This window comes from Vibrio cincinnatiensis DSM 19608, from assembly GCF_900167345.1.
Classification (GTDB): domain Bacteria; phylum Pseudomonadota; class Gammaproteobacteria; order Enterobacterales; family Vibrionaceae; genus Vibrio; species Vibrio cincinnatiensis.
Genome location: NZ_FUXB01000004.1, coordinates 133,547 through 154,200 on the forward strand (window position 1 = coordinate 133,547; position 20,654 = coordinate 154,200).

The 20,654-nt window shown below is 41.9% G+C and carries 17 protein-coding genes; 4 read left to right on the forward strand and 13 right to left on the reverse strand.

What is annotated here, in order from left to right; genetic code table 11:
* Nucleotides 1-97 precede the first annotated feature (97 nt).
* From B5D54_RS04800 to B5D54_RS04810, 3 genes are all read right to left on the reverse strand, one after another.
* Nucleotides 98-1,234 carry a flagellin gene (locus tag B5D54_RS04800; RefSeq protein WP_078925355.1) on the reverse strand — a complete coding sequence of 379 codons (1,137 nt, stop codon included), beginning with the start codon at nucleotides 1,232-1,234 and terminating at the stop codon, nucleotides 98-100.
* A gap of 121 nt (nucleotides 1,235-1,355) precedes the next feature.
* A complete protein-coding gene (locus tag B5D54_RS04805; RefSeq protein ID WP_078925356.1) occupies nucleotides 1,356-2,258 on the reverse strand; it encodes a Dyp-type peroxidase in 903 nt (300 codons plus the stop codon).
* A gap of 65 nt (nucleotides 2,259-2,323) precedes the next feature.
* Complete coding sequence (locus B5D54_RS04810) at nucleotides 2,324-2,824, reverse strand: DUF2919 domain-containing protein (RefSeq protein ID WP_078925357.1); 501 nt, start codon at nucleotides 2,822-2,824, stop codon at nucleotides 2,324-2,326.
* A 190-nt stretch (nucleotides 2,825-3,014) separates the two neighbouring features.
* Here B5D54_RS04810 and B5D54_RS04815 point away from each other — a divergent pair, with 190 nt between their 5' ends.
* Nucleotides 3,015-3,359: a DUF2956 domain-containing protein gene (locus tag B5D54_RS04815; protein ID WP_078925358.1), complete on the forward strand. Its 345-nt coding sequence runs from the start codon at nucleotides 3,015-3,017 to the stop codon at nucleotides 3,357-3,359.
* 55 nt (nucleotides 3,360-3,414) lie between these two features.
* On the opposite strand, the gene B5D54_RS04820 is transcribed toward B5D54_RS04815, so the two are convergent.
* From B5D54_RS04820 to B5D54_RS04855, 8 genes are all read right to left on the reverse strand, one after another.
* Nucleotides 3,415-5,151: a methyl-accepting chemotaxis protein gene (locus B5D54_RS04820; RefSeq protein WP_078925359.1), complete on the reverse strand. Its 1,737-nt coding sequence runs from the start codon at nucleotides 5,149-5,151 to the stop codon at nucleotides 3,415-3,417.
* Nucleotides 5,152-5,254: 103 nt separating this feature from the next.
* Nucleotides 5,255-6,253, reverse strand: a complete 999-nt coding sequence (locus B5D54_RS04825) for a glycoside hydrolase family 53 protein (RefSeq protein WP_078925360.1) — start codon at nucleotides 6,251-6,253, stop codon at nucleotides 5,255-5,257.
* Between the two features lie 58 nt (nucleotides 6,254-6,311).
* Entirely contained in the window at nucleotides 6,312-7,538 is a 1,227-nt protein-coding gene (locus B5D54_RS04830) for a maltoporin (protein WP_115173969.1), read from the reverse strand.
* Between the two features lie 257 nt (nucleotides 7,539-7,795).
* Nucleotides 7,796-9,859 carry a beta-galactosidase gene (locus tag B5D54_RS04835; RefSeq protein WP_078925361.1) on the reverse strand — a complete coding sequence of 688 codons (2,064 nt, stop codon included), beginning with the start codon at nucleotides 9,857-9,859 and terminating at the stop codon, nucleotides 7,796-7,798.
* A gap of 24 nt (nucleotides 9,860-9,883) precedes the next feature.
* The gene (locus tag B5D54_RS04840; RefSeq protein ID WP_078925362.1) at nucleotides 9,884-11,110 is read right to left on the reverse strand and encodes a glycoside hydrolase family 53 protein; all 1,227 of its coding nucleotides are present in this window, start codon (nucleotides 11,108-11,110) and stop codon (nucleotides 9,884-9,886) included.
* A 4-nt stretch (nucleotides 11,111-11,114) separates the two neighbouring features.
* Nucleotides 11,115-11,957 carry a sugar ABC transporter permease gene (locus B5D54_RS04845; RefSeq protein ID WP_078925363.1) on the reverse strand — a complete coding sequence of 281 codons (843 nt, stop codon included), beginning with the start codon at nucleotides 11,955-11,957 and terminating at the stop codon, nucleotides 11,115-11,117.
* Nucleotides 11,958-11,968: 11 nt separating this feature from the next.
* Complete coding sequence (locus tag B5D54_RS04850) at nucleotides 11,969-13,273, reverse strand: sugar ABC transporter permease (RefSeq protein ID WP_078925364.1); 1,305 nt, start codon at nucleotides 13,271-13,273, stop codon at nucleotides 11,969-11,971.
* Between the two features lie 60 nt (nucleotides 13,274-13,333).
* The gene (locus B5D54_RS04855) at nucleotides 13,334-14,572 is read right to left on the reverse strand and encodes an extracellular solute-binding protein (RefSeq protein ID WP_078925365.1); all 1,239 of its coding nucleotides are present in this window, start codon (nucleotides 14,570-14,572) and stop codon (nucleotides 13,334-13,336) included.
* Between the two features lie 272 nt (nucleotides 14,573-14,844).
* Here B5D54_RS04855 and B5D54_RS04860 point away from each other — a divergent pair, with 272 nt between their 5' ends.
* The 3 genes from B5D54_RS04860 to B5D54_RS04870 all read left to right on the forward strand — a co-directional run bounded on the left by B5D54_RS04860 (nucleotide 14,845) and on the right by B5D54_RS04870 (nucleotide 18,230).
* Nucleotides 14,845-15,963, forward strand: a complete 1,119-nt coding sequence (locus B5D54_RS04860; RefSeq protein WP_078925366.1) for an ABC transporter ATP-binding protein — start codon at nucleotides 14,845-14,847, stop codon at nucleotides 15,961-15,963.
* A 77-nt stretch (nucleotides 15,964-16,040) separates the two neighbouring features.
* On the forward strand, nucleotides 16,041-17,048 hold the full coding sequence (locus B5D54_RS04865) for a substrate-binding domain-containing protein (protein WP_078925367.1): 1,008 nt from the start codon (nucleotides 16,041-16,043) through the stop codon (nucleotides 17,046-17,048).
* A gap of 171 nt (nucleotides 17,049-17,219) precedes the next feature.
* A complete protein-coding gene (locus tag B5D54_RS04870) occupies nucleotides 17,220-18,230 on the forward strand; it encodes a substrate-binding domain-containing protein (protein WP_078925368.1) in 1,011 nt (336 codons plus the stop codon).
* Between the two features lie 181 nt (nucleotides 18,231-18,411).
* Here the strand turns inward: B5D54_RS04870 and galM are convergent, their stop codons facing one another.
* The gene (gene galM, locus B5D54_RS04875) at nucleotides 18,412-19,473 is read right to left on the reverse strand and encodes a galactose-1-epimerase (protein WP_238124129.1); all 1,062 of its coding nucleotides are present in this window, start codon (nucleotides 19,471-19,473) and stop codon (nucleotides 18,412-18,414) included.
* A gap of 12 nt (nucleotides 19,474-19,485) precedes the next feature.
* Entirely contained in the window at nucleotides 19,486-20,646 is a 1,161-nt protein-coding gene (gene galK / locus B5D54_RS04880; protein ID WP_078925369.1) for a galactokinase, read from the reverse strand.
* Nucleotides 20,647-20,654 lie beyond the last annotated feature (8 nt).

Here is a 20,654-nt window from a genome sequence, read left to right on the forward strand (position 1 = left end):
GTTGGCTGATAAAAATGGGCAATATCTTCACAAAAAGAAGAAATAACGTCTTTTTTCATTCAAGTTTTACTAACCGATGCCGATAGATTTCGATTTTCTATGAATTGAGTAAACTCAGCGCGAGGTTGGGTTGTTTTTTCGCCTGAGCAAGAATAGAGGTACTCACTTGTTGAAGGATCTGCTGTTTAAGCATTTGCGTGGTTTCCTTCGCGTAATCGGTATCTTTAATCCGGCTATTGGAGGCCGCTAAGTTTTCATGCGTGTTATCAAGGTTGTTCACCGCATGGCTAAACCGATTTTGCCATGCACCAAGTTCGGCTCTATGGCTATCGACATACTGTAGTGCGGTATCTAACACTGACACCGCTCTCTGAGCTCCGCCCACCGAGGTAATGTCGAGATCATGCACAGAATCATAACCATCAAGCCCAAGTTGTAGCTCATCAGCCAAGCCCCCACTCAATGATAGGGTGCCAGCGGTTTCTTTTCCGGGCATATAAAGTTGTAACTGCCCGTACTCATTCACCGAAGCAGAAAGAAGCTCTGTTTGACCATTGATATAAGTGGCAAGCTGTTCAATATTATCTCCCGCCTTGGCTTGTACGGTTATTTGCTGGTTATTTCCAAAGGCATCAAGATAGTCGATCGTCAAATCTCGACGTTCATGGCTTACCGCCCATTGATCATTGGCCGATAGGGCAGAGAGATAACTAAAGCCCCCCATATCCAGCGTATCTGAACGCATATTTTTTAGAGACAGGGAAACCGCCTCACCGGCCGCGGCACCAATTTGAAAAGATGACTGCCCAAATGAGCCGTTCAGTAACTTTCTTCCCGCAAAAGAGGTGGTTTCTGCTATTCGATTAATTTCATCATCTAAGGCGTTCATCTCTTCTTGCAGCGCTCGACGCTCTGCAAGGCTGTTTGACCCATTCGCCGATTGCAAAGACAAGTCTCTCATTCGTTGTAATAATGCCGTGGTTTCTTGCATGGCCCCTTCTGCGGTCTGCATGATTGAAACCCCATCATTGGCATTACGTACGGCAACCTCTAACCCTCGCATTTGTGTCACTAAACGGTTAGAGATTTGCAGCCCAGCTGCATCATCCTTGGCTCGATTGATTCGAGAACCTGAAGATAGTCGCTCTAGCGATTGGTTTAGCCTTTCCGTGGCGTTATTGAGATGACGCTGTGTCATTAACGCAGAAACATTGGTATTCACCGTCATTGACATTCGGTATTACCACTCCCACTTAACGGTTACGTTGACGTAACTCCGTTATCGACCACTCATGGAAAAACTTGAAATAAAATGCCGGACAAAAGCCCGGCAGAAAGAAGGGAAAATACGGAACCTACTGAATCGTTAATGCCGCTAGCATCTCTTGTGATGGCGCAAAGAAATACGCCCCTGTCACCGCACGGGTAAAACGCAGCAACTGATCCGTTTTACCATCGGTAACACCATACATGCTTTCTAGCATCACCTTAAAATTATGCAGTGTTTGGCAGTAAGCAATAAATAATAAGCCATGCTCACCACTGGCGCTGCCATAAGGCAAGCTATGACGAACAATTTTCAGCCCTTTGCCTTCTTCTTTAATATCCACTCGACCAACATGAGAAGCGGCGGGAACCTTATCGAGTTCAACGGAATCGGGTTTAGTACGGCCGATCACTTTTTCCTGCGCCGCCATGTTCAACCGATTCCACGCAGGTAAGTTATGCACAAAACGTTGCACCATCACATAACTGCCACCAGCAAACTCACCCTCAGGAACAATCGCAACTTCACGGCGCTGTTCCTCTTTGGGGTTCTCGGTCCCATCAATAAAACCGGTCATATCTCGCGCATCTAAATAACGGAAACCATAGGTTTCGTCCACCACATCCACAGATTCTGCAATCTCGCTTAAGCATTTTCGCATCACGTAAAACAGCAGATCATGCCGTTTAGAATGGCAATGGATAAGCACATCTACGTCTGTACTTGGCGCTTGTATTTCCCCTTCACCAAGAATAGGAAAATCGATCAACTCTTCCGGCATCGGGGCATTCACTCGCTGCCAAAAAGCCTTAGTAAAAGCGAGCGATAGCGTCAGTTCAGCCCCCGCTTGTGTGTTATTAATGTCTTCAACGAAGGCAGGAAGCGTTTGTAATTGAGCCAGTACCTGAGCATGGTTATGCTTGATTTTCAAAATGCTGTACAGAGCAAAGGGCTCTGCATCCGGTAAAATGGCCGACTGTGGCGTTGACATAATGTGTCCTCACTTTGCTGTTTTACACAGTGTAATAAAAAGAGATTCTATAGTTTTGATACCGATCATGGCTTCTTCGCCACTCTGCCTGCCTCTTGTGACAAATGCGCAGAAGAGGAGAAAGAGTCAAAGCAGTCTTTCACTCGCTGACTACGAGCAAGATACAAGAAAAACCATAATAAAATGAGTAATGTTAGCGCATTAGCCCACTGAAAAGCGCCGTGTTGCAGATAAACATGGTAGAGCGTTTGCAGCCATTGAACGGCTAGTGTCAACAAGGTTAACGTTCGGCCCCAGCCAACCCAAATCCAAACATACCAACGCTTGATATGTCGTAAATGGATCAGCCACATCAAAAACAGGCTCGGTATCCCAGCGACTAATCCTAAGTAGAGCATTTGTGTATCAGGGTAAATAAAGCGAAGAATCGTTGGGCCGTTTTCTCGGCTCACCCCAGCCACGACAAAAACCACCCAAGCACGCGCTAAAAATAACCACCCAAGCCAAAGCCATAAGGAAGCTTTTAAGTAACCATGAGAATCATAATGTTCGAAAGAATAGCGCACTGTCTTGGATGGTTGATAAAATCACTGCCAATACTTTAACGCAATCATCAGAAATAACCTACTCCAACACGAGAAAGAGACACCGCAAAGTGCCTCATCCTCTTTTTGATCACTGAATGATTGAATACCTTGCCGTTTGAGTAAAAACGTTGCAGCATGCTAACCTATCGACAAAGCAAAAGGATCGCTCATGAAAAAAACCGCCATACCCTCACCACAAACTCAACAAGAAGCCATGTCGATAGCCAAAGCCACTCAAAAACCAGGCCAAACCAAAGAGCAGACCAAACTGATTGCGCAAGGAATAGAGAAAGGGATTGCGCTCTATAAAAAGCAGCAAAAGGAAAAGAACCGACAAGCAGATAAAGCACGTAAAAAAGTATTGAAAGACAAATCCCCTTCCGCCCTTGAAGACGATAACACCCACATTACCGATGACGACTCCGTTACGACAACATCACGTTATCTAATTTTATTACCTTGGGCACTGCTGGTGGCCAGTTGGCTCGGATTTGCCACGTTTTGGCTTCGGTAATAACCAAGGGCAACGGGCACACTTAGTGATTACCGATAAAACTACCGCCGATAGATTATGTTCTGAAACACTGAATGTACTGGCTCAATGCCGCAGACATTTGAGTTAACTCAGCACTGGCTTGATAGGCTATTTTTTCATTTTGACTCATACTAGAGACGATCAAATTCAGCTCAGCCATATTTTCGTTGACCGAATTCATGACTTGTGTCTGTTGCGTGACGATGTCGGCTACGGTTAAGTTTTGTTGTAAAATACGATTTATCGCTAAAGACATGTCATCAAGCTGAGCAACCACCGTAGCCGAGCTGGCTTCAGAGACATGACAATTTTCTTGAGTAGTGGCCATTTTTTTCTGTATCGTTTCTGTTGTCAGCGTGAATTGGCGGAATAGATCATCAATTTCCTTGGTACAAGATCCGGTTCGAGCGGCCAATGTTCTGACCTCTTCAGCCACAACCGCAAAACCTCGCCCACTTTCCCCAGCTCGAGCCGCTTCAATCGCAGCATTTAAAGCCAGTAAATTGGTTTGATCCGCTATTTGCTTAATGGTTTGAAGAATATTACTAATGGCTTGTGAATCTCGCGTGATTTGCTGAACTTCACATGACATGGCTTTCACATCTTGAGCAAGGGTATCCATACTACCTGACGCTCGACGCCCAGCTTGCGCAGATTCATTCATCTGCTCTTTTACACATTCAACAAATTCTGCCGCTTGAATGGTACTTTGTTGAGCCTCACTTGAGAGCTGTGTAACACTGTTCATCGCTTTAACAATATCTTGTGTTTCGGCGCTATGCTGTTCTGCCGACATCATATTATTCTTCGCTTGGCCATTCAGTTGCACAATCAAAGGTTCTATCTCTAGATTGGTCCGTTTTATTTGTGAAAAAATATCTTGTATCTGAGCCATAAATTGGTTGATTGCCTGAGAAATCTGACCAAATTCATCACCGCTATTTACAGTTAAACGTTGTGTTAAATCTGCTTCGCCAGCCGTTAACCCTTGGACTAAATGTCTTAACCTTTCTACCGGACGCAATAATAACTGTAATACGATACTACTTAATAATAACATAATTATCGCACAGCTAATTAAATAAATATTTATTTGGGTATTAATCCGCGTCGTCTGCAAAGCAATAAACCCTTGGTCAATATAACTAATCAATTTCCAATGCCGATTTCCTATTGTTATTTGACTTTGCAATTCTTGTAAAGAAGATACTTGGGGTTTATTGGTATAAATGGATACGCCATTATCAGCAATAAGTTGAAAATAGGTTCCATCGGTATCAAATTTTTCTATAACGTTTTCAAGAACGTTCAGATCCAATACAAAAAAATCGACGATATTCTTGTTCTTACGAGATAACGTTAAGCTCAACTTTCCATCTTTCAGACTCACTTCACTCACATGAATACCATCAGTGTGGGAGCGAGCTAACTGAATATATTCCTGAGTTTCAGCATCATCCATACTGCCTTCATCACTCAGCGCCATTTTATTCATCACTTTTACTACCCGTTCAAATCCAAGCTTATCTTTGGTAGATTTAATATGCATGATGCCAAATTCAACGCTTTCAACTAAATTTAATTTACTTTGGATATAATCACTAATATTCTCTTCAATCAATGATACCGTCTTCGTCATATTATTCATCGATGATTGATAAATATAATCATTAATGACACTTTTTACACTAATAAAAGAGACCGCGATGGTTGCCACAATTGTCGCAATCATTAATATTAATATTTTTACTTTAAAGGTTAACCACTTCATATATGACCTATTGGTGATACTTAATGTTCACTCTTTTGATAATAATTCAAGCTCATTGACAGGAAAAAGCCTGAGCTATTTATAGCAATCAGGCTGAAGGATATTATTCTAAGAAGGCATCTAATGCCTCGGTTGGTCTTTGAGTATTTGGATCCCATGCTCCCCATGTATACCCTTGCCAACTATAAGCTTGAGGTTCCCAATAAAATACGCCTATCCCTTTCCCTTGATTAACACTACGAACTTTACTAATGACGTCAGAGAGAATCGCCTTGGCTTCTGGATCATCCCAAGGAACTCCTACCTCCGTCACCATCACTTCGGATCCATATCGACTCACCATATCATTCAAATTATTCCGACATAGATTGGTGGCTTGCTGCCAAGTCAGGCCCGTTGCACTTCTTGGGTAAGAAGAAGCACCGATAACATCCCATTCAGAACCATTGGCTTTCAAACCATCAAAAATCCAACGAAAGTTGGCGTTATCATGGCAATTGGCTAAATGAACAATAATTTTAGCTTGAGGAAATACCTCTTTGGCGGCATTTCGTCCACTGTTAAATAACCACGCAAAATTTCTCATGTTGTTGGATGCCAAACCATCATTCCATAGCATGCCATTATTGGTTTCATTACCTATTTGTATCCACTTAGGCGTGATCCCTGCATTTTTTAACTCGGTTAAAGAGTCCCGAGTATAAGACCACACTTGCCCCATTAATTCGTTAAAGTTGAGATTCTTCCACTCATTCGGTTTCCATTGATTTCCCGGGTCGGCCCAAGTATCGCTATAGTGAAAGTCAATCATGACATCCATACCCGCCGCCTTTGCCCACTGCGCTTTAACGATAACATCGTCCAATGAGTTATAATAACCGTCAGCTGGGTTAACCCACACCCGTAAACGTACAGCTGTCATTCCATGATCGCGTAAAATAGACAACACATCCTGCCTATATCCCCAATCGTTATAAAACTGATAGCCACTGTTTTCCATTTGAGTCAACCAGCTGATATCTGCGCCTTTTGTAAAAGCAAAAGAAGAGTGAGCAAAAAGCAGCAAACTTAAGCTAGCAAGGGTATTTGGTATAATTTGCATCGTATTCATCCATCCTGAATAAATAAGGGCAGCACACAATGCTGCCCCACAAGGTGATTTACCACCACGCTTCGATCTGCACGCCAATTTTAATGTCGTCGTCATCACGCCCGTCATTAAATGACTTATTTTCATTGTCTTTTAGATAACTGGCATAGAGTCGTATTTCAGGACGAGTAAACAGATATTCGCCAGCACTCAATACTTGAGAAATCGTTAATTTTTGCCCACCCGATTTTTCTTCCGTACCTGATGTCCAAGTTTTCGTCTGGGTGTAGTAACCTAACTCGAAAACCGTTTTATTATGCTTAGACCATGTATACTGAGGGCGAATAACGGCAGAGAAGAGATCTTCATCTTTAACCCAGTCACCATGATCTTCTGCATAACCATAAGTCAGCACATGGTTAAACGAGATATTTTCACTGACCTTGAAGTCTCCCGTATTGATAATACGGTAACCTTTAGCACTGTTTACGTTACCACTCCAAACATCAAACCAACCGCCACCTTGTGACACCATATTCTGAGCAAGCCCACTGTCTGCATATTGCAAGACGATTTTGTTATAACCACGAGAAAAACTTTGACTTAGTTCTGCCGTCAACATAAGACCGTTATCAAAATCACTTCCCCCCTCTTTTTGAGAGTCAGTTGGGTTTGGTAACGCATAGTCAATACCAATTTCCGTCCAAGCCCCTTCCCATGGGGTGAAACCTGCAAAGCGAACATCTAAATAGTTAATGTTTAATCCGTCTTGATCGCCACGAATAATGGCGGTCGATAATGCACCAGAACCAATATTGACGCCTTCAACACCAAAACCATAACCGGATATATTCCAATATTTAGTATCAATAATGTGGAGATCGTGGCGTTGATAAAAACGTTTCCCCGCCCAAATCGTTGCTTCTGGTGCAGCAGGGATAAAGCCTTTGGCCTGGAGATTGAGCTGTTTGATAGCAAAGTTCGCACTATCATCCGTTGTTTTTTCTGTTTCTAAATTTCCAGTAGAAGACATTTCAAACATGCTTTCAAAATAAAAGCTTTTCCCATCTTCTTGATAGAGCTCTTGCCCTAAACCAATTTCCGAATAGGTATCAAATTCATTACCTAAGCGGCCTAATTTAGATTTAGCCAGTTCATCTCCCCCTTCTACGCCACCTCCATTGCTAGAAATGCCGAGACCAGAGCGAACATAACCAGAAAAGTCCACTGCATGGACAGGTAGAGCAGATAAAGCAACAAGAATGGCAGGAACTAGAGGTTTTAAGTTCATCTTCATCAATGTGTCCTTCGAGTTTCAGTTTTTATTATCGTCGCCTAATAAAGACGCGTCCTTATGTTTCGAAAACACTATAGCGAAAAAAATAAACAAGAAATTATAAATAGGTCACAGTTATGTAAACGTTACCACAAACAAATAAAAACATTGTCTTTTTGATAAATAGATCACAGTTCAACATTCCATGCTATTTCTCTTAAGAAATAGAAAAGCCGACTCTGAGAAGAGTCGGCTTGGAACCATTCAGGTTAGCAAAGTTAGCGATATAGCACGCTAACACCGTACGCATCTAATGATAAAACACTCTCAACCTTCTTCCCTGAAACCATATTTATCAATGACTCACCTGTTAAATCCACATCAACAGAATAAGCATTGAAATTCATGATGAAGACATAAACCTCTTCTTCTTTGTAGCGCAAAGTTACGGAAACACCTTGCGGTAGTGCCACATTAAGACAGGATGTTACTTGATGTTGTTTAACGATCCCTCGATAAAAATCTCGGTGAAAACGTTGATCATTTCTTGACGCTATATAATAAGCCGTTCCCAGACCATGCTCATGTTTGGTCACCGCTGGCGTAGCCGCAAAAAAGTCACTACCGTAAGTGGCTAAAGAGTGTGCGGTTTCCAAATGAATTCGTTCACACAGATGACGGGCTTGATAGTTACCTTGCAGACCCAATTGGTTAGACTCATCAGAAATGACAGTAATACGCTCTTCGTCGTATAACGAATCAATCTCTTCAGCCCAAATACCAAACGTTCGCCGTAGCGGGCTATGTTCTCCCCCAGGAAATCCGCCTAAGAAGCAGAGATCGTGCTCATCAACAATGCCACTCCAATAAGTCGCAACAAAGACGCCACCTTGTTGAACAAACGTTTCTATACGTTCAGCAACACCAGGCTTAATCAAATAAAGCATTGGCGCGACAATGACTTTATAAGGTGAGAAATCACAAAGCTGTTCGATGATATCGCAGTTAATTCCCTGCTCCCAAAAACCTCGGTAATGTTCATTAACCGTCTGCTCATAATCAAGGCCTTGATTACGAGGGCCCTGCGCATCATCCATGGCCCAGCGACTTTCCCAATCAAAGAGAATCGCCACATCAGCTTCGGTTCGGCTTCCAGCTAAAGCAGAGATCTTTTCTAGCCACTCTCCCACTTGAGCCACCTCTTTCCCAACACGCGTCTCGACATGTCCAACATGATCAACCACGGCACCATGGAATTTTTCGGATGATCCTCGACTTTTACGCCACTGAAAATATTGTACCGAATCCGAACCATGTGCCACGGCCTGAATCGAGGAAAGTAAATGCATCCCCGGTTTTTTTAGCTTAGTAATGGGCTGCCAGTTAGTTTGGCTTGGTGTCGATTCCATTAATAAGAAAGGTTGCTGCTTAAGGGTTCTCATCAAATCGTGGTACATCGCGGTATAGCAAGCCAATGCTAAATCATCTTCCCCTTTATGCCATAAGGGATAACTGTCCCATGATGCAATATCAATGACTTTACTCAATTTCCAATAATCGTAATCGTAAAAGTACTCCATCAAGTTTGCAGTAACAGGTAAATTTGGGTTCACTGCTTTGAGTGGCTTAATTTCTTGTAAGCAGAAATCCGTCACTTGCTCGGTAACAAAACGTTTCCAGTCCAAATTTTGCCCATGTACGGCATTTTCACCAATCGGTGACGGTGATTCGAGCTGATCCCAGTTTTGATACGTGTGACTCCAAAACTTACTCCACCATTTTTTATTCAGTTCATCTAAACTGATGTAGCGCTTTTTAAGCCAAGAACGAAAAGCCGCCTGACAATGATGGCAATGACAGTCTCCACCATATTCGTTTGAAATATGCCAACCAATAACCGCAGGGTGTGTAGAATAACGCTCGGCTAATTTCGTATTCATGATACGAACTTTTTCCCGGTATTCTGGAGAGGTATAACAGTGGTTATGGCGCCCTCCATGTAATTGTTTCACCCGCGCAGCATTGACACGAAGAACACTCGGATACTTCTGCGAAAGCCAAGCGGGGCGAGCCCCACTTGGTGTTGCTAGCAATACATGAATATTATGGTTTGCTAAACGATCGAGGACCTCATCTAGCCAAGTAAAATCAAAAACACCTTCTTCTGGCTCTAATGTAGCCCAACTAAAAATCCCTACTGACATGACATTACAGTGAGTCTGCTTCATCAACTCAATATCTTTTTCTAAGATATCAGGGCGATCCAACCATTGCTCAGGGTTATAATCCGCGCCATGCAGTAGATGATTGACTTTAGGCAGAATAGGTAAACATTTTTCCATAACAACAACTCCTAGCGTCATGCTTTATTCATTTTTAAAAACGTTCATTGAGGGGAGGACGTTTCCTTCAAAATCAAACAAGGCTTGGTTATCCCAAGAATTTCCTTCTTGCCAAAAGTCATTGGTGTATTCCATACCAGCTTGAGTGGCCCACGTTGCATTATCGACAGGTAACCAAGCGGGTTCCCAATAGAAAATACCAAGGCCTTTCCCCTCTGGTGCGGCATTAACCAGCTCCATCATCTCTTTCAAAAACAGCGCTTGGCCAGCAACACTCACCGGATACCCTTCAGCAGGTTCAGCACCGGTATAAGCATTCTCTAAGCTATCACCATTGGCCGTAGTATAAGCGTAAGAGGTTTCAGCAATCACAACGGGTTTACCATACCGAGAAATCACATCGGCAATGTTCTCTTCTACCTTATCCATTGGACCATGCCAAAATGGGTAATAAGACATGCCAATAATGTCGAATTCAACATTACGTTTTGTTATCTCATCAAACCACCAACGGAACGCTCCATTATCTCCCGCCTTCGCTAGGTGCAGCATGATCTCAACATTTTCATTCTCTTGATAGGCCGCTTTAACCGCTTGGATACCAGCGTTTAAAAGTTCAGCGAGGCGATCAAATTCGTGTCCATCGCCTCCCCAACTTTTCCCATCGGGCCAAAGCATTCCACTGTTAAGCTCATTGCCGACTTGGACCATTTCAGGCATCACCCCTGCATCTCGGTGGGCTTGCATCACCTCTTCCGTGTAGTGGCCGACTTGGGCAACCAACTCTTCAAAACTGAGCGTTTCCCACCCTTTTGGTTTCACCTGTTTACCAGGATCAGTCCAAAAATCACTATAATGAATATCTAATAAATATTTCATTCCATGCTCATGGGCTCGTTTCCCCATTGCAATGGCACGTTCTAAGGTAGAATTTCCGCCGCCATATTCCACACCAGATGCACTTTGTGGATCAACCCAAATACGCATTCTCAAATAGTTAATACCGTGCGCTTGCATAATAGTGATTGGGTCTTTTTGCTGATTATCTTGATAATATTTTCCGCCTAAAGCTTCGACTTCAGGAATCATAGAAACATCCATTCCTTTAATAAAATATTCAGAAACTTGAGCAGGAATAATGACTGATTGTGTACTATTACTGTCTGAAAACATTTCACCAGACTTGCATCCAGCCAATAATAGAGCACTGCTCAGAACGGCAGCTAATGTTTTTTTGTAGGTTACATTCATCACTTTATCCTTTTGTACTACCCGCGGTTAAACCAGAAACAAAATACTTTTGTAATGACAAATAAAGCATTGCAACTGGAATAGAAATAAGCACTGCACCAGCAGCATATGTGGTATAACTTGCCCCCATTTTTTCAACCACTAAGTTGTATAAGCCAATGGGGAGCGTGTAATTTTCTGGCGTACGTAAAATTGTGGTTGCAAGGATGAAGTCACCAAGTGGGCCGGTAAAAGAAAATAGAGCAACAACCGCAATAATGGGTTTGGATATAGGCAGTATAATCTCAATAAAAATACGGAAGTTACCTGCACCATCCATACGTGCTGATTCATCAAGATCTTTTGGAATCGCATCTAAATACCCTTTCATCAGATAGGTATTCATGGGGATCATTCCCCCTACGTACACTAAAACAAGAGCGATATGGCTATTAATTAACCCTAACATTTGAGCTAAAACAAAAATAGCAATCAAGGCCGAAAACTGAGGTACCATTTGGAGTAATAGAAACAGTATCAAACTATTATTACGTCCCTTAAAACGAAAACGAGAAAAGGCATATCCGGTACAGCAAACACTGATCAGTGTTAATACCATGGTCATCACACTAATTTTCAAACTATTCCAATACCAAGTTAAATAGGAAACCTTATTATTTTCAAATAGTGTTAAATAATGACTCCATGTGGGGTTGTCAGGAAAAATCGACTCTCCCATAATACTATTTCCTGGATAAAATGAAGCTCCAACGGTCCATAACAATGGATAAATAATAATAATACTAACAATAGCAATTAGTATATAACTAAGCGTCAACCTTATGGCATTGCTTCTTTTAATACTCATTTTCAAGTCCTTTAATTCGTGTCTTTAAATGAATTTGTCATACGGAATTGCCATAATGCAATGCCAACAACAAAAATAGACAGCAATAGTGTAATGGCTGCGGCAATAGAGTATTGTGACGATGACATCGTTAGCTTATAAATCCAAGAAACTAATATATCTGTTCCGCCAGCATTACTACCTATCACGGCTGGCCCGCCATTATTAAAGAGGTAAATAATATTAAAGTTATTAAAATTAAAGGTATATTGTGTGATCAATATCGGAGCAATAGAAAAAAGAACAAGTGGTATCGTAATGGTCTTCATTTGCTGAAACTTACTCGCCCCATCAATGGTTGCCGCTTCATACAGATCATTAGGAATTGCCTGCAATACACCGGTTGTCATAGCAAAGACAAATGGAAACCCTAACCATGTTTGAATCAGTATTAGTGCCGTTTTAGTCCAGAATGGATCGGTTAACCAAGGTTTAGGGTCAATACCAAAAAAGTTTAAAATAACATTATTAATCACACCAAATGTTTCATTAAACATTCCGGTAAAAATAAGAATAGTAACGAAACCGGGAACCGCCCAAGGTAAAATAAAAATGGTTCGAATTAGAGGTTTAAATTTTAGATCTTTTTGATTTACCAATATCGCCAATAATACACCAACTGTACATTGTAGTGTTGTAGCAACTAAAGTCCAAACTACCGTCCACTGTAATACATCAAAAAAAGTATTACGCCATAAGTTAATTTTGAAAATATTAATAAAATTTCTGAGGCCAACCCAATCCACTAATTTTGCGGGTGGTGAATTATACAAATTATAGTTAGTAAAACCGATAGCGAAACCAAAAACAATAGGGAAAATAACAACAAAAACCAACAGAATGAATGCAGGAGTTACCATCAAGTAAGGAAACCCAGATTCAATAATCGTACGATACTGTCGACGAATTGAATTTAACTCTTTCCCTTGATCTCGAAGCTTGCCATTCGAATAAGCATCGTAAAAGGATAAACTATAAACGCCAATCCCAAAAACAGATACAATAAGAGAAATAATACCTTCTGCAAGTAAGAAAACAGAATTATCTTCAGGTAATGATTCCCCTAAAGTAAACAGCCCCCAGTAGCCCTCTTTTAGAAAGTCATAAAATACGCCATAAAAGCTCAACAAAAAAATAAAAAAAATGGCTGACTTAGCAAACTGTCTATTATATAGCTGTCCTAATCCTGGGATAATTGACAACCATAAAGCCACAACTCTATGTTGAGTTTTATATTTAATATCACTCGGTAATATCTCTGGAGATAAAGTAGGCATAATACACATCCTGAACACAACGACAAACGCCAGCCCTAGTAAGGGCTGGCTAAAAATAACTTACCATCCCATCATTGCGTGGTTCGCTTCAATTTGCATCTGAATCGCTTCCACTGCACTATCTAATGCTTCTTTAGGTTTTTGCTTTCCTGTGGCGATAAGCTGTAGTGCACTATTAGCCGGTCCCCACACTTCATTCATTTCTGGAATAGATGGCATGGGTGTGGCAAATTCAGCTTGTATGGCGACAGCCCGAGCGCCTTCATTATCTTTAATAATCGGATCATCAATTAATGCTTTTACTGCGGGAACTTCACCCGTTAATTCAAAGCGTCGTTTTGAATTATCATAATTATTGATAAATTCAATATACTTTTGTGCTAGCTCTTTATTTTTTGAGTAACTTGAAACACTATAACTTTTTACTCCCATAAACGATCCCATATGCTCACCATTAGGCAGCAGTGGTAAAGGTGCTACACCATAATTGATGCCCGCTTCTTTATATGGCTGAAATGACCAAGGTCCAGTCTGCACCATGGTGGCTTTTTGGCTCGTAAATAGTGAATCAATCGCATTCAAGCCAGAATCACCAATAATTCCTCGAGGAAAAATCGCTTCTTTAAAGAATTTTTCTACGTACTCACCACCTTTAACCGCACCTTCGGTATTTAAAAGAATCGTTTTTGAGTCATAGCTGCCGTCTGGATTTTTGCCAAAGACATCCCCCCCCATCGCTTTTAAAATGCCATAGGTGTAATAAATTTCATCCCATTTCGCTAATAGGCCATAATTACCTTGTGCTCGGGATTGCTTAGAGGCTTGATAGATCTCCTCCATTGTTTTCGGTAATTCTGGCATCAAGTCTTTGTTATAAACCATCACCAACGTTTCTACCGCTTTCGGTAATCCATAAAGCTGGCCTTGATAGGTTAACGCATCAACTGCCGACTCTGTAAACGTATCCAGTATTGTTTGATCAACCTTAAGTGGGACCAATAAACCTTGCACAACGGCACTGCCTATTTGGTCGTGCGGTAAGTTGATGACATCAGGCCCCGTTCCAGCAGGACCGTCCATACGTAATGACTCAACTTGCCCACCATAAGGTAATTCTTGAACCGTAATTTTCACATCATATTGTTGTTCAAACGCTTTTGTCGCTTGGGCATTACCTGCTGATTTTTGGATATCTTCCCATACAAGCAACTTGCCTGCGGCAACAACATTGAGGGAAGAAAAAGTGCAACCAGCGATTAGAGCAGCATTCATTGCTTTTATTAATGTACGTTTTTTCATAACGTCTCCTAGGTTAATGTGTAGGATGCAGTTTTGGTTTTTTTCTATGCATAAGTAAAACGATTACCCGGTTTAAAATAGGCGCTTCCCTTTGTATTGACCATAAATTTTGCTCACAATCGTGACAGCTAACACAAAAAAAGCCCAAAAAATGGAATACGTTTACACTAAGTTTTATAATCTTTAAAACAAAAACAAGCCACTTGGCAAAATCACTATCAATTAATTTAAAATCAACAAGTTAATAATTAAAATCATGAAGGATAAGCCCTATGGCCTCTATTGAATTATCAAATGTAATCAAGCGGTTTGGTGATATAAAAACCATTCACGATGTAAACCTTTCCATAAAAGATGGTGAATTTGTGGTTTTTGTTGGTCCATCAGGCTGTGGTAAATCAACTCTTCTACGAATGATCGCAGGGCTAGAGGAAATATCAGAAGGAACCATTTCGATCAAAGATCGAATCGTCAATGATGTCCAACCCTCACAACGCGGCGTTGCCATGGTCTTTCAATCTTATGCTTTATACCCACACATGACTGTTGGCGAAAATATGGGATACGCATTAAAGGTCAATAAAACACCAAAAACAGAAATTGAAAGTAAAGTTCTTCAAGTGGCTAAAGCCTTACAACTAGATAACTTACTGGATCGAAAACCGGCTCAATTATCGGGTGGTCAGCGGCAACGGGTCGCTATTGGCCGAGCGATTGTGCGTAATCCCGATGTCTTCTTATTTGATGAGCCTTTGTCTAATTTGGATGCCGAATTACGGGTTGAAATGCGTTTACATATCGCCAAGCTACATCAAGAATTACAATCAACCATGGTTTACGTTACTCACGATCAAGTCGAGGCAATGACTTTAGCGGATAAAATTGTCGTACTACGTCAAGGCTGTGTTGAGCAAGTCGGTAGCCCGATGGAACTTTATTACCATCCAGAAAATCAGTTTGTTGCCGGTTTTATTGGCTCTCCAAAAATGAATTTTATCTCCGCGAAAGTAGAAAGTTGGTCACCAGAGAAGTTAACGATCACACTAGGAAATCAACAGACTCATACAGAATTACTCATCATGACTCAACAAGTTCACGAAGGAGAGCACATTACCGTTGGGATACGGCCTGAACATCTTAATAAAGAAGCGGGGGACTTAACCTTTGTCTTTCACTCAGAAGTGGTGGAACGCTTAGGAAGTAGCACCTATATATTCGGCCAAAGCTTAGGTGTAGATGATTTTAAATTTTTAAATTCTGGTGATTTCTTTATCAAACCTTATACAGAAATACCTCTTTATACTGACTTTGATTCGATCCATTTATTTAATGCAAAAGGTGAAAATATCAGAGTTAACAAAGCGCCGGCCACCTTAGCTCACATCGCCTAATGTCATCAGCCTCTGCTCGGTAGCAGAGGCTGTACATTGTTCTTCCTGTTCTATTGACTGATTAATACGAGATATGTATGGCTACCATTAAAGATGTTGCAAGAGAAGCGGGAGTCTCCGTTGCTACCGTTTCTCGAGTAATGAATAATTCCTCACATGCCAGTGCCTCAACCAAATCCCTCGTTCAAAAAGCGATGCTGAAACTCGGTTATCGCCCTAATGCAAATGCACGAGCGTTGGTTAGCCAAACAACGAATACCATTGGTGTTCTCATTGGTGATGTCTCCGATCCGTTTTACGGTAGTATGGTTAAAGCCATTGATTCTATTGCTATCCAAAATGGAAAACATTTGCTGATTGGTAATGGTTACCATAATGCAGATTTTGAGCGAGAAGTGATTGAACTCCTCATTAATAGCCGATGCGAATCTCTTGTTATTCACAGCAAAGCGCTGAGTAATGAGGAACTGATCCGTTTTGCTGAAGAAAAGCCAACAATGGTATTGATCAACCGCTATATTCCTGAAATAGCAGAACGCTGTATCGCCCTCGACAATTACCGAGGTTCTTATTTAGCCACTGAATATCTCATCAAGATGGGTCATACGCAGATAGGTTATGTGTGCTCTAATCACGAGATCGAAGATACTGAACAACGTAGAAATGGCTATTTATCAGCCCTTAAAGCGTACAATATTAAAATTAACGCTTCTTACATTGAGTATGGTGCACCAACCGAATTAGGTGGCGAAGAAGCGATGACTCACCTTCTCTCTAAAAACCTGCCACTGACTGCCGTTGCAACCTACAACGATTATATGGCGGCTGGCGCTTTATCCATCTTAGATGAAAATGGCATTCTTGTTCCACGAGATGTCTCTTTGATTGGATTTGATGATGGTATCATTGCCAAATACCTTAGCCCTAAACTGACTACGATGCGATACCCCATTCAGATGATGGCAGAAAAAGCCGTACATTTGGCTTTTTTGTTAGCGAATGGGCAAACAGCGACCGATCCTATTCGAATTTTTGTTCCAACAATGATTCGTCGTGCATCGGTTATTCCCTATTCCTGTTCATGAAACTCACCATTTGAAAGTATGGAGTTCATGTTACTGATAATAGAAAAGAGATTTATCACCAGCAAAAATCGGGATTAAATCTCATTTCTTCATCACTTGCCTCTCAGGCATTGCTATGGGTAGTCGAAAAGTGTTTAATTCACCTAATGCATTGATAAAGGTTGAATTTCTATGGCTACTATTAAAGATGTCGCAAAGGCGGCTGGCGTTTCTGTTGCAACAGTGTCACGTGTCATTAATCAGTCTCCTAAAGCCAGTAAAAGTGCTATTGAGTCCGTCACCAAAGCAATGCACGACCTAGGATATCGGCCTAACGCTGCAGCACGAGCACTGGTCAGCCAAAGTACCAACACGATGGGGGTCTTGGTCTCGGATGTGTCTGATCCTTTTTTTGGTACGCTAGTGAAAGCCGTCGATACCATTGCACATCAACATGGTAAACATTTATTGGTCGGCAATGGCTATCACAATGCAGATGATGAACGTAGGGCCATTGAACTTCTTATCAATAACCGTTGCGATGCCTTGGTGATTCACTCGAAAGCTTTATCTGATGAAGAGTTAATCAATTTTGCTAAAGAAACAAAGGGAATGGTTGTCATAAATCGACATATTCCGCAATTGGCAGAACGCTGCATCTCCCTTGATAATCAGAAAGGGGCTTATCTAGCCACCGAGTTTTTAATTCGCCAAGGGCATCAACAGATTGCCTGTATTGCTTCAAGCCATCCCATTTCTGACGCTGATGAGAGAATCGCAGGCTATCGTGAGGCACTCATCGCTCATCATATTCAACTACCAGACTCTTACATTGAATATGGCGATCCTAGCAGCGAAGGGGGCGAATTGGCTATGACGAACTTGTTGACTAAAGCCATTGATATGACAGCTATTGTCTCTTATAACGACTATATGGCTGCTGGCGCTCTCTCCGTGATGGAGGAAAATGGTATTGAAGTACCTAATCAGATTTCAATCATTGGTTTTGATGATGGTTTAATCGCTCGCTATGTGAAACCTCGCCTAACCACTATCCGCTACCCGATTCAGATGATGGCAGAAAAAGCAGCATTACTCGCTCTGCAACTCGCTAAAGATGAAAACACCCTGGATAACAGCCCTAAACGCTATTCACCAACGATGGTCAAACGAGATTCGGTAAAAATGGCTAATCACTCATAGCGAAAAAATCCTCATAGGCATTAGAGGCTAATTTATACAGTCACTCCCCCAAGTCACTGTATAAATGAAAGTTGATGAAATCATTATCAACATCAACTCTATGCCTCTTTAAGCCTAGAGGAAAAACAACTGACTAAAAATTAACAACAATGTCAGTTAACCTATCAATGGGAATAATTAGCTAAAAAATAAACTGGTAGCTGGTTTGATGTTGATACACTTCGCCAGCATTAAGAATTCCGTTCTGTTTTTCCCACTCTGGATGGTTGGGACCATCAGGAAAATACTGAGTCTCTAGCGCGACGCCATCATAAGCAGCATAAGTTCTTGAAGCTCCCTGCTCCCCAGCTAGGAAGTTACCAGAATAGAGCTGCATGGCTGGTTTGGTGGTTTTGACCGTCATGCTGACGTCTCCTTCAGGCGCAACCAGCACCGCGGCCGCTTTTTTTCCATCGGTGACTTCATCCATGAATACAAAACAGTGATCATAGCCGCCCGCCAATTGCTGATCGTTATCACTCAGCAACGCCTCACCAAGCAACTTCGCTCGGGTAAAGTCAAAACTACGCCCAAAAACATTTTTTAACTCTCCCGTTGGAATCAATCCACTGTCGGTCGGTAAATAATGATAAGCATTGATCTGTAATGTATGGCCGAGGCAATTTACAGAAGAGCCTTCCCCCGCTAAGTTAAAATAAGCATGGTTGGTTAAATTTACAGGACAGATGTGATTACCATGAGCATGGTAATTAATGCAGATCTGATTATCGTTGGTTAACCGATACCCAACTTTGACATCCAAATACCCCGGATATCCTTGATCACCATCCTCAGAATGCAAAGCAAACACTACCCTTTGTTGATCCCGTTCCACAATGACCCAACGCCGTTTATCAAACCCATCTAAACCACCATGTAAGGAGTTTTCACCGTTATTAATACCCACTTGGTAAGTTTGCCCATCAAGGGTAAATTTTCCTTTGTTTATACGGTTAGCAAAGCGACCGACAATGGCACCAAAAAAAGCATTTTGCTTCATATGTTCATCCATATTGGAGGAACGCAATAGTACTTCCCTGTGTTCACCATTGACGGGCAGTGTACAACTGAGCCAAGTGGCCCCTATATCCATGAAGGATACCGTCATTCCTTGAGCATTCGTTAAATGGATTAATTTTGCTGGCTGACCATCAAAGGAGGGGGCTTGCCCCATAGATTGCTCAAGTTGTTCAAAGTTTGACATGTTCAATCTTCCTTACCACTCATTAACCAAACCCGCACCTTGTGTCGCTTGGCAAACATACATCGACGCTTGTAATCCTGTCGCTGCTTGGTAATGTGCCTCAACCGTCGCTTTCACTTTATCCACCAATAAAAGTGGCACCAAGGAAACCACACACCCACCAAAACCGCCACCCGTCATTCGTACCCCACCTTGATCGCCAATGACCTCTTTAACCATTTCAACCAGAATATCGATCTCTTTCACCGTAATTTCAAAATCATCTCTCATAGACGCATGCGATTCGGCCATAAGTTCGCCCATGCGCTTCATATCGTGTGTTCTCAATGCCTGTGCCGCTTCTACGGTACGGTCGTTTTCAGTGATCACATGACGAGCACGTTTTGCGACCATGTCATCCAGTTCAGACACTTTCTCATTGAACTGCTCAATCGTCACATCACGAAGCGCCTTCACGCCAAAGATTCGAGCGGCTTCTTCGCACTGCTGACGACGAGTGTTGTATTCGCTGTCGACCAAACCGCGTTTTTTGTTCGAGTTGATGATCACAACTGCCATCTCTTCCGGCATCGGGACCGCTTGAGTGGCTAGGCTACGACAGTCTAAAAGCATGGCGTGGTTTTCACGGCCTTCAGCAGAGATCATTTGATCCATGATGCCGCAGTTACAACCGACGAATTCATTCTCCGCTTGTTGGCCGTTTAGTGCGATATCCGCTTGGCTAATGTCTAAGTTAAAGAGCTCTTTGAAGGTTTGACCAATCACCACTTCAAGGGCGGCAGATGAGCTTAAGCCCGCCCCTTGAGGTACGTTACCACTGACTGAAATATCTGCCCCGGTAAACGAGTAACCGCGTTCAAGAAGAGACTTCACAACACCACGAATGTAGTTTGCCCACATTTTGTTCTCTTGAAACTTAATCTCTTGGGTAATATCAAACTCATCGAATGCGTTACCATAATCCACAGAGACCACCCGCACGAGGCTGTCTTCACGTTTTGCGGCGGCAACCACGGTTTGATAGTTAATGGCACAGGGTAGGACAAAACCATCATTGTAATCGGTATGTTCCCCAATTAAGTTCACACGACCAGGTGCTTGGATAATATGGCTAGGCGCATACCCCAACACTTGCTCAAAAGACGCTTTCACATTTTGGATTAGATCAGACATAGTAAATA

Coding starts and splice junctions, on each gene's coding strand:
- B5D54_RS04800 (WP_078925355.1), bottom strand. CDS start 1,234: ATGTCAATGACGGTGAATACCAATGTTTCTGCGTTAATGACACAGCGT.
- B5D54_RS04805 (WP_078925356.1), bottom strand. CDS start 2,258: ATGTCAACGCCACAGTCGGCCATTTTACCGGATGCAGAGCCCTTTGCT.
- B5D54_RS04815 (WP_078925358.1), top strand. CDS start 3,015: ATGAAAAAAACCGCCATACCCTCACCACAAACTCAACAAGAAGCCATG.
- B5D54_RS04820 (WP_078925359.1), bottom strand. CDS start 5,151: ATGAAGTGGTTAACCTTTAAAGTAAAAATATTAATATTAATGATTGCG.
- B5D54_RS04825 (WP_078925360.1), bottom strand. CDS start 6,253: ATGCAAATTATACCAAATACCCTTGCTAGCTTAAGTTTGCTGCTTTTT.
- B5D54_RS04830 (WP_115173969.1), bottom strand. CDS start 7,538: ATGAAGATGAACTTAAAACCTCTAGTTCCTGCCATTCTTGTTGCTTTA.
- B5D54_RS04835 (WP_078925361.1), bottom strand. CDS start 9,859: ATGGAAAAATGTTTACCTATTCTGCCTAAAGTCAATCATCTACTGCAT.
- B5D54_RS04840 (WP_078925362.1), bottom strand. CDS start 11,110: ATGAATGTAACCTACAAAAAAACATTAGCTGCCGTTCTGAGCAGTGCT.
- B5D54_RS04845 (WP_078925363.1), bottom strand. CDS start 11,957: ATGAGTATTAAAAGAAGCAATGCCATAAGGTTGACGCTTAGTTATATA.
- B5D54_RS04850 (WP_078925364.1), bottom strand. CDS start 13,273: ATGCCTACTTTATCTCCAGAGATATTACCGAGTGATATTAAATATAAA.
- B5D54_RS04855 (WP_078925365.1), bottom strand. CDS start 14,572: ATGAAAAAACGTACATTAATAAAAGCAATGAATGCTGCTCTAATCGCT.
- B5D54_RS04860 (WP_078925366.1), top strand. CDS start 14,845: ATGGCCTCTATTGAATTATCAAATGTAATCAAGCGGTTTGGTGATATA.
- B5D54_RS04865 (WP_078925367.1), top strand. CDS start 16,041: ATGGCTACCATTAAAGATGTTGCAAGAGAAGCGGGAGTCTCCGTTGCT.
- B5D54_RS04870 (WP_078925368.1), top strand. CDS start 17,220: ATGGCTACTATTAAAGATGTCGCAAAGGCGGCTGGCGTTTCTGTTGCA.
- galM (WP_238124129.1), bottom strand. CDS start 19,473: ATGTCAAACTTTGAACAACTTGAGCAATCTATGGGGCAAGCCCCCTCC.
- galK (WP_078925369.1), bottom strand. CDS start 20,646: ATGTCTGATCTAATCCAAAATGTGAAAGCGTCTTTTGAGCAAGTGTTG.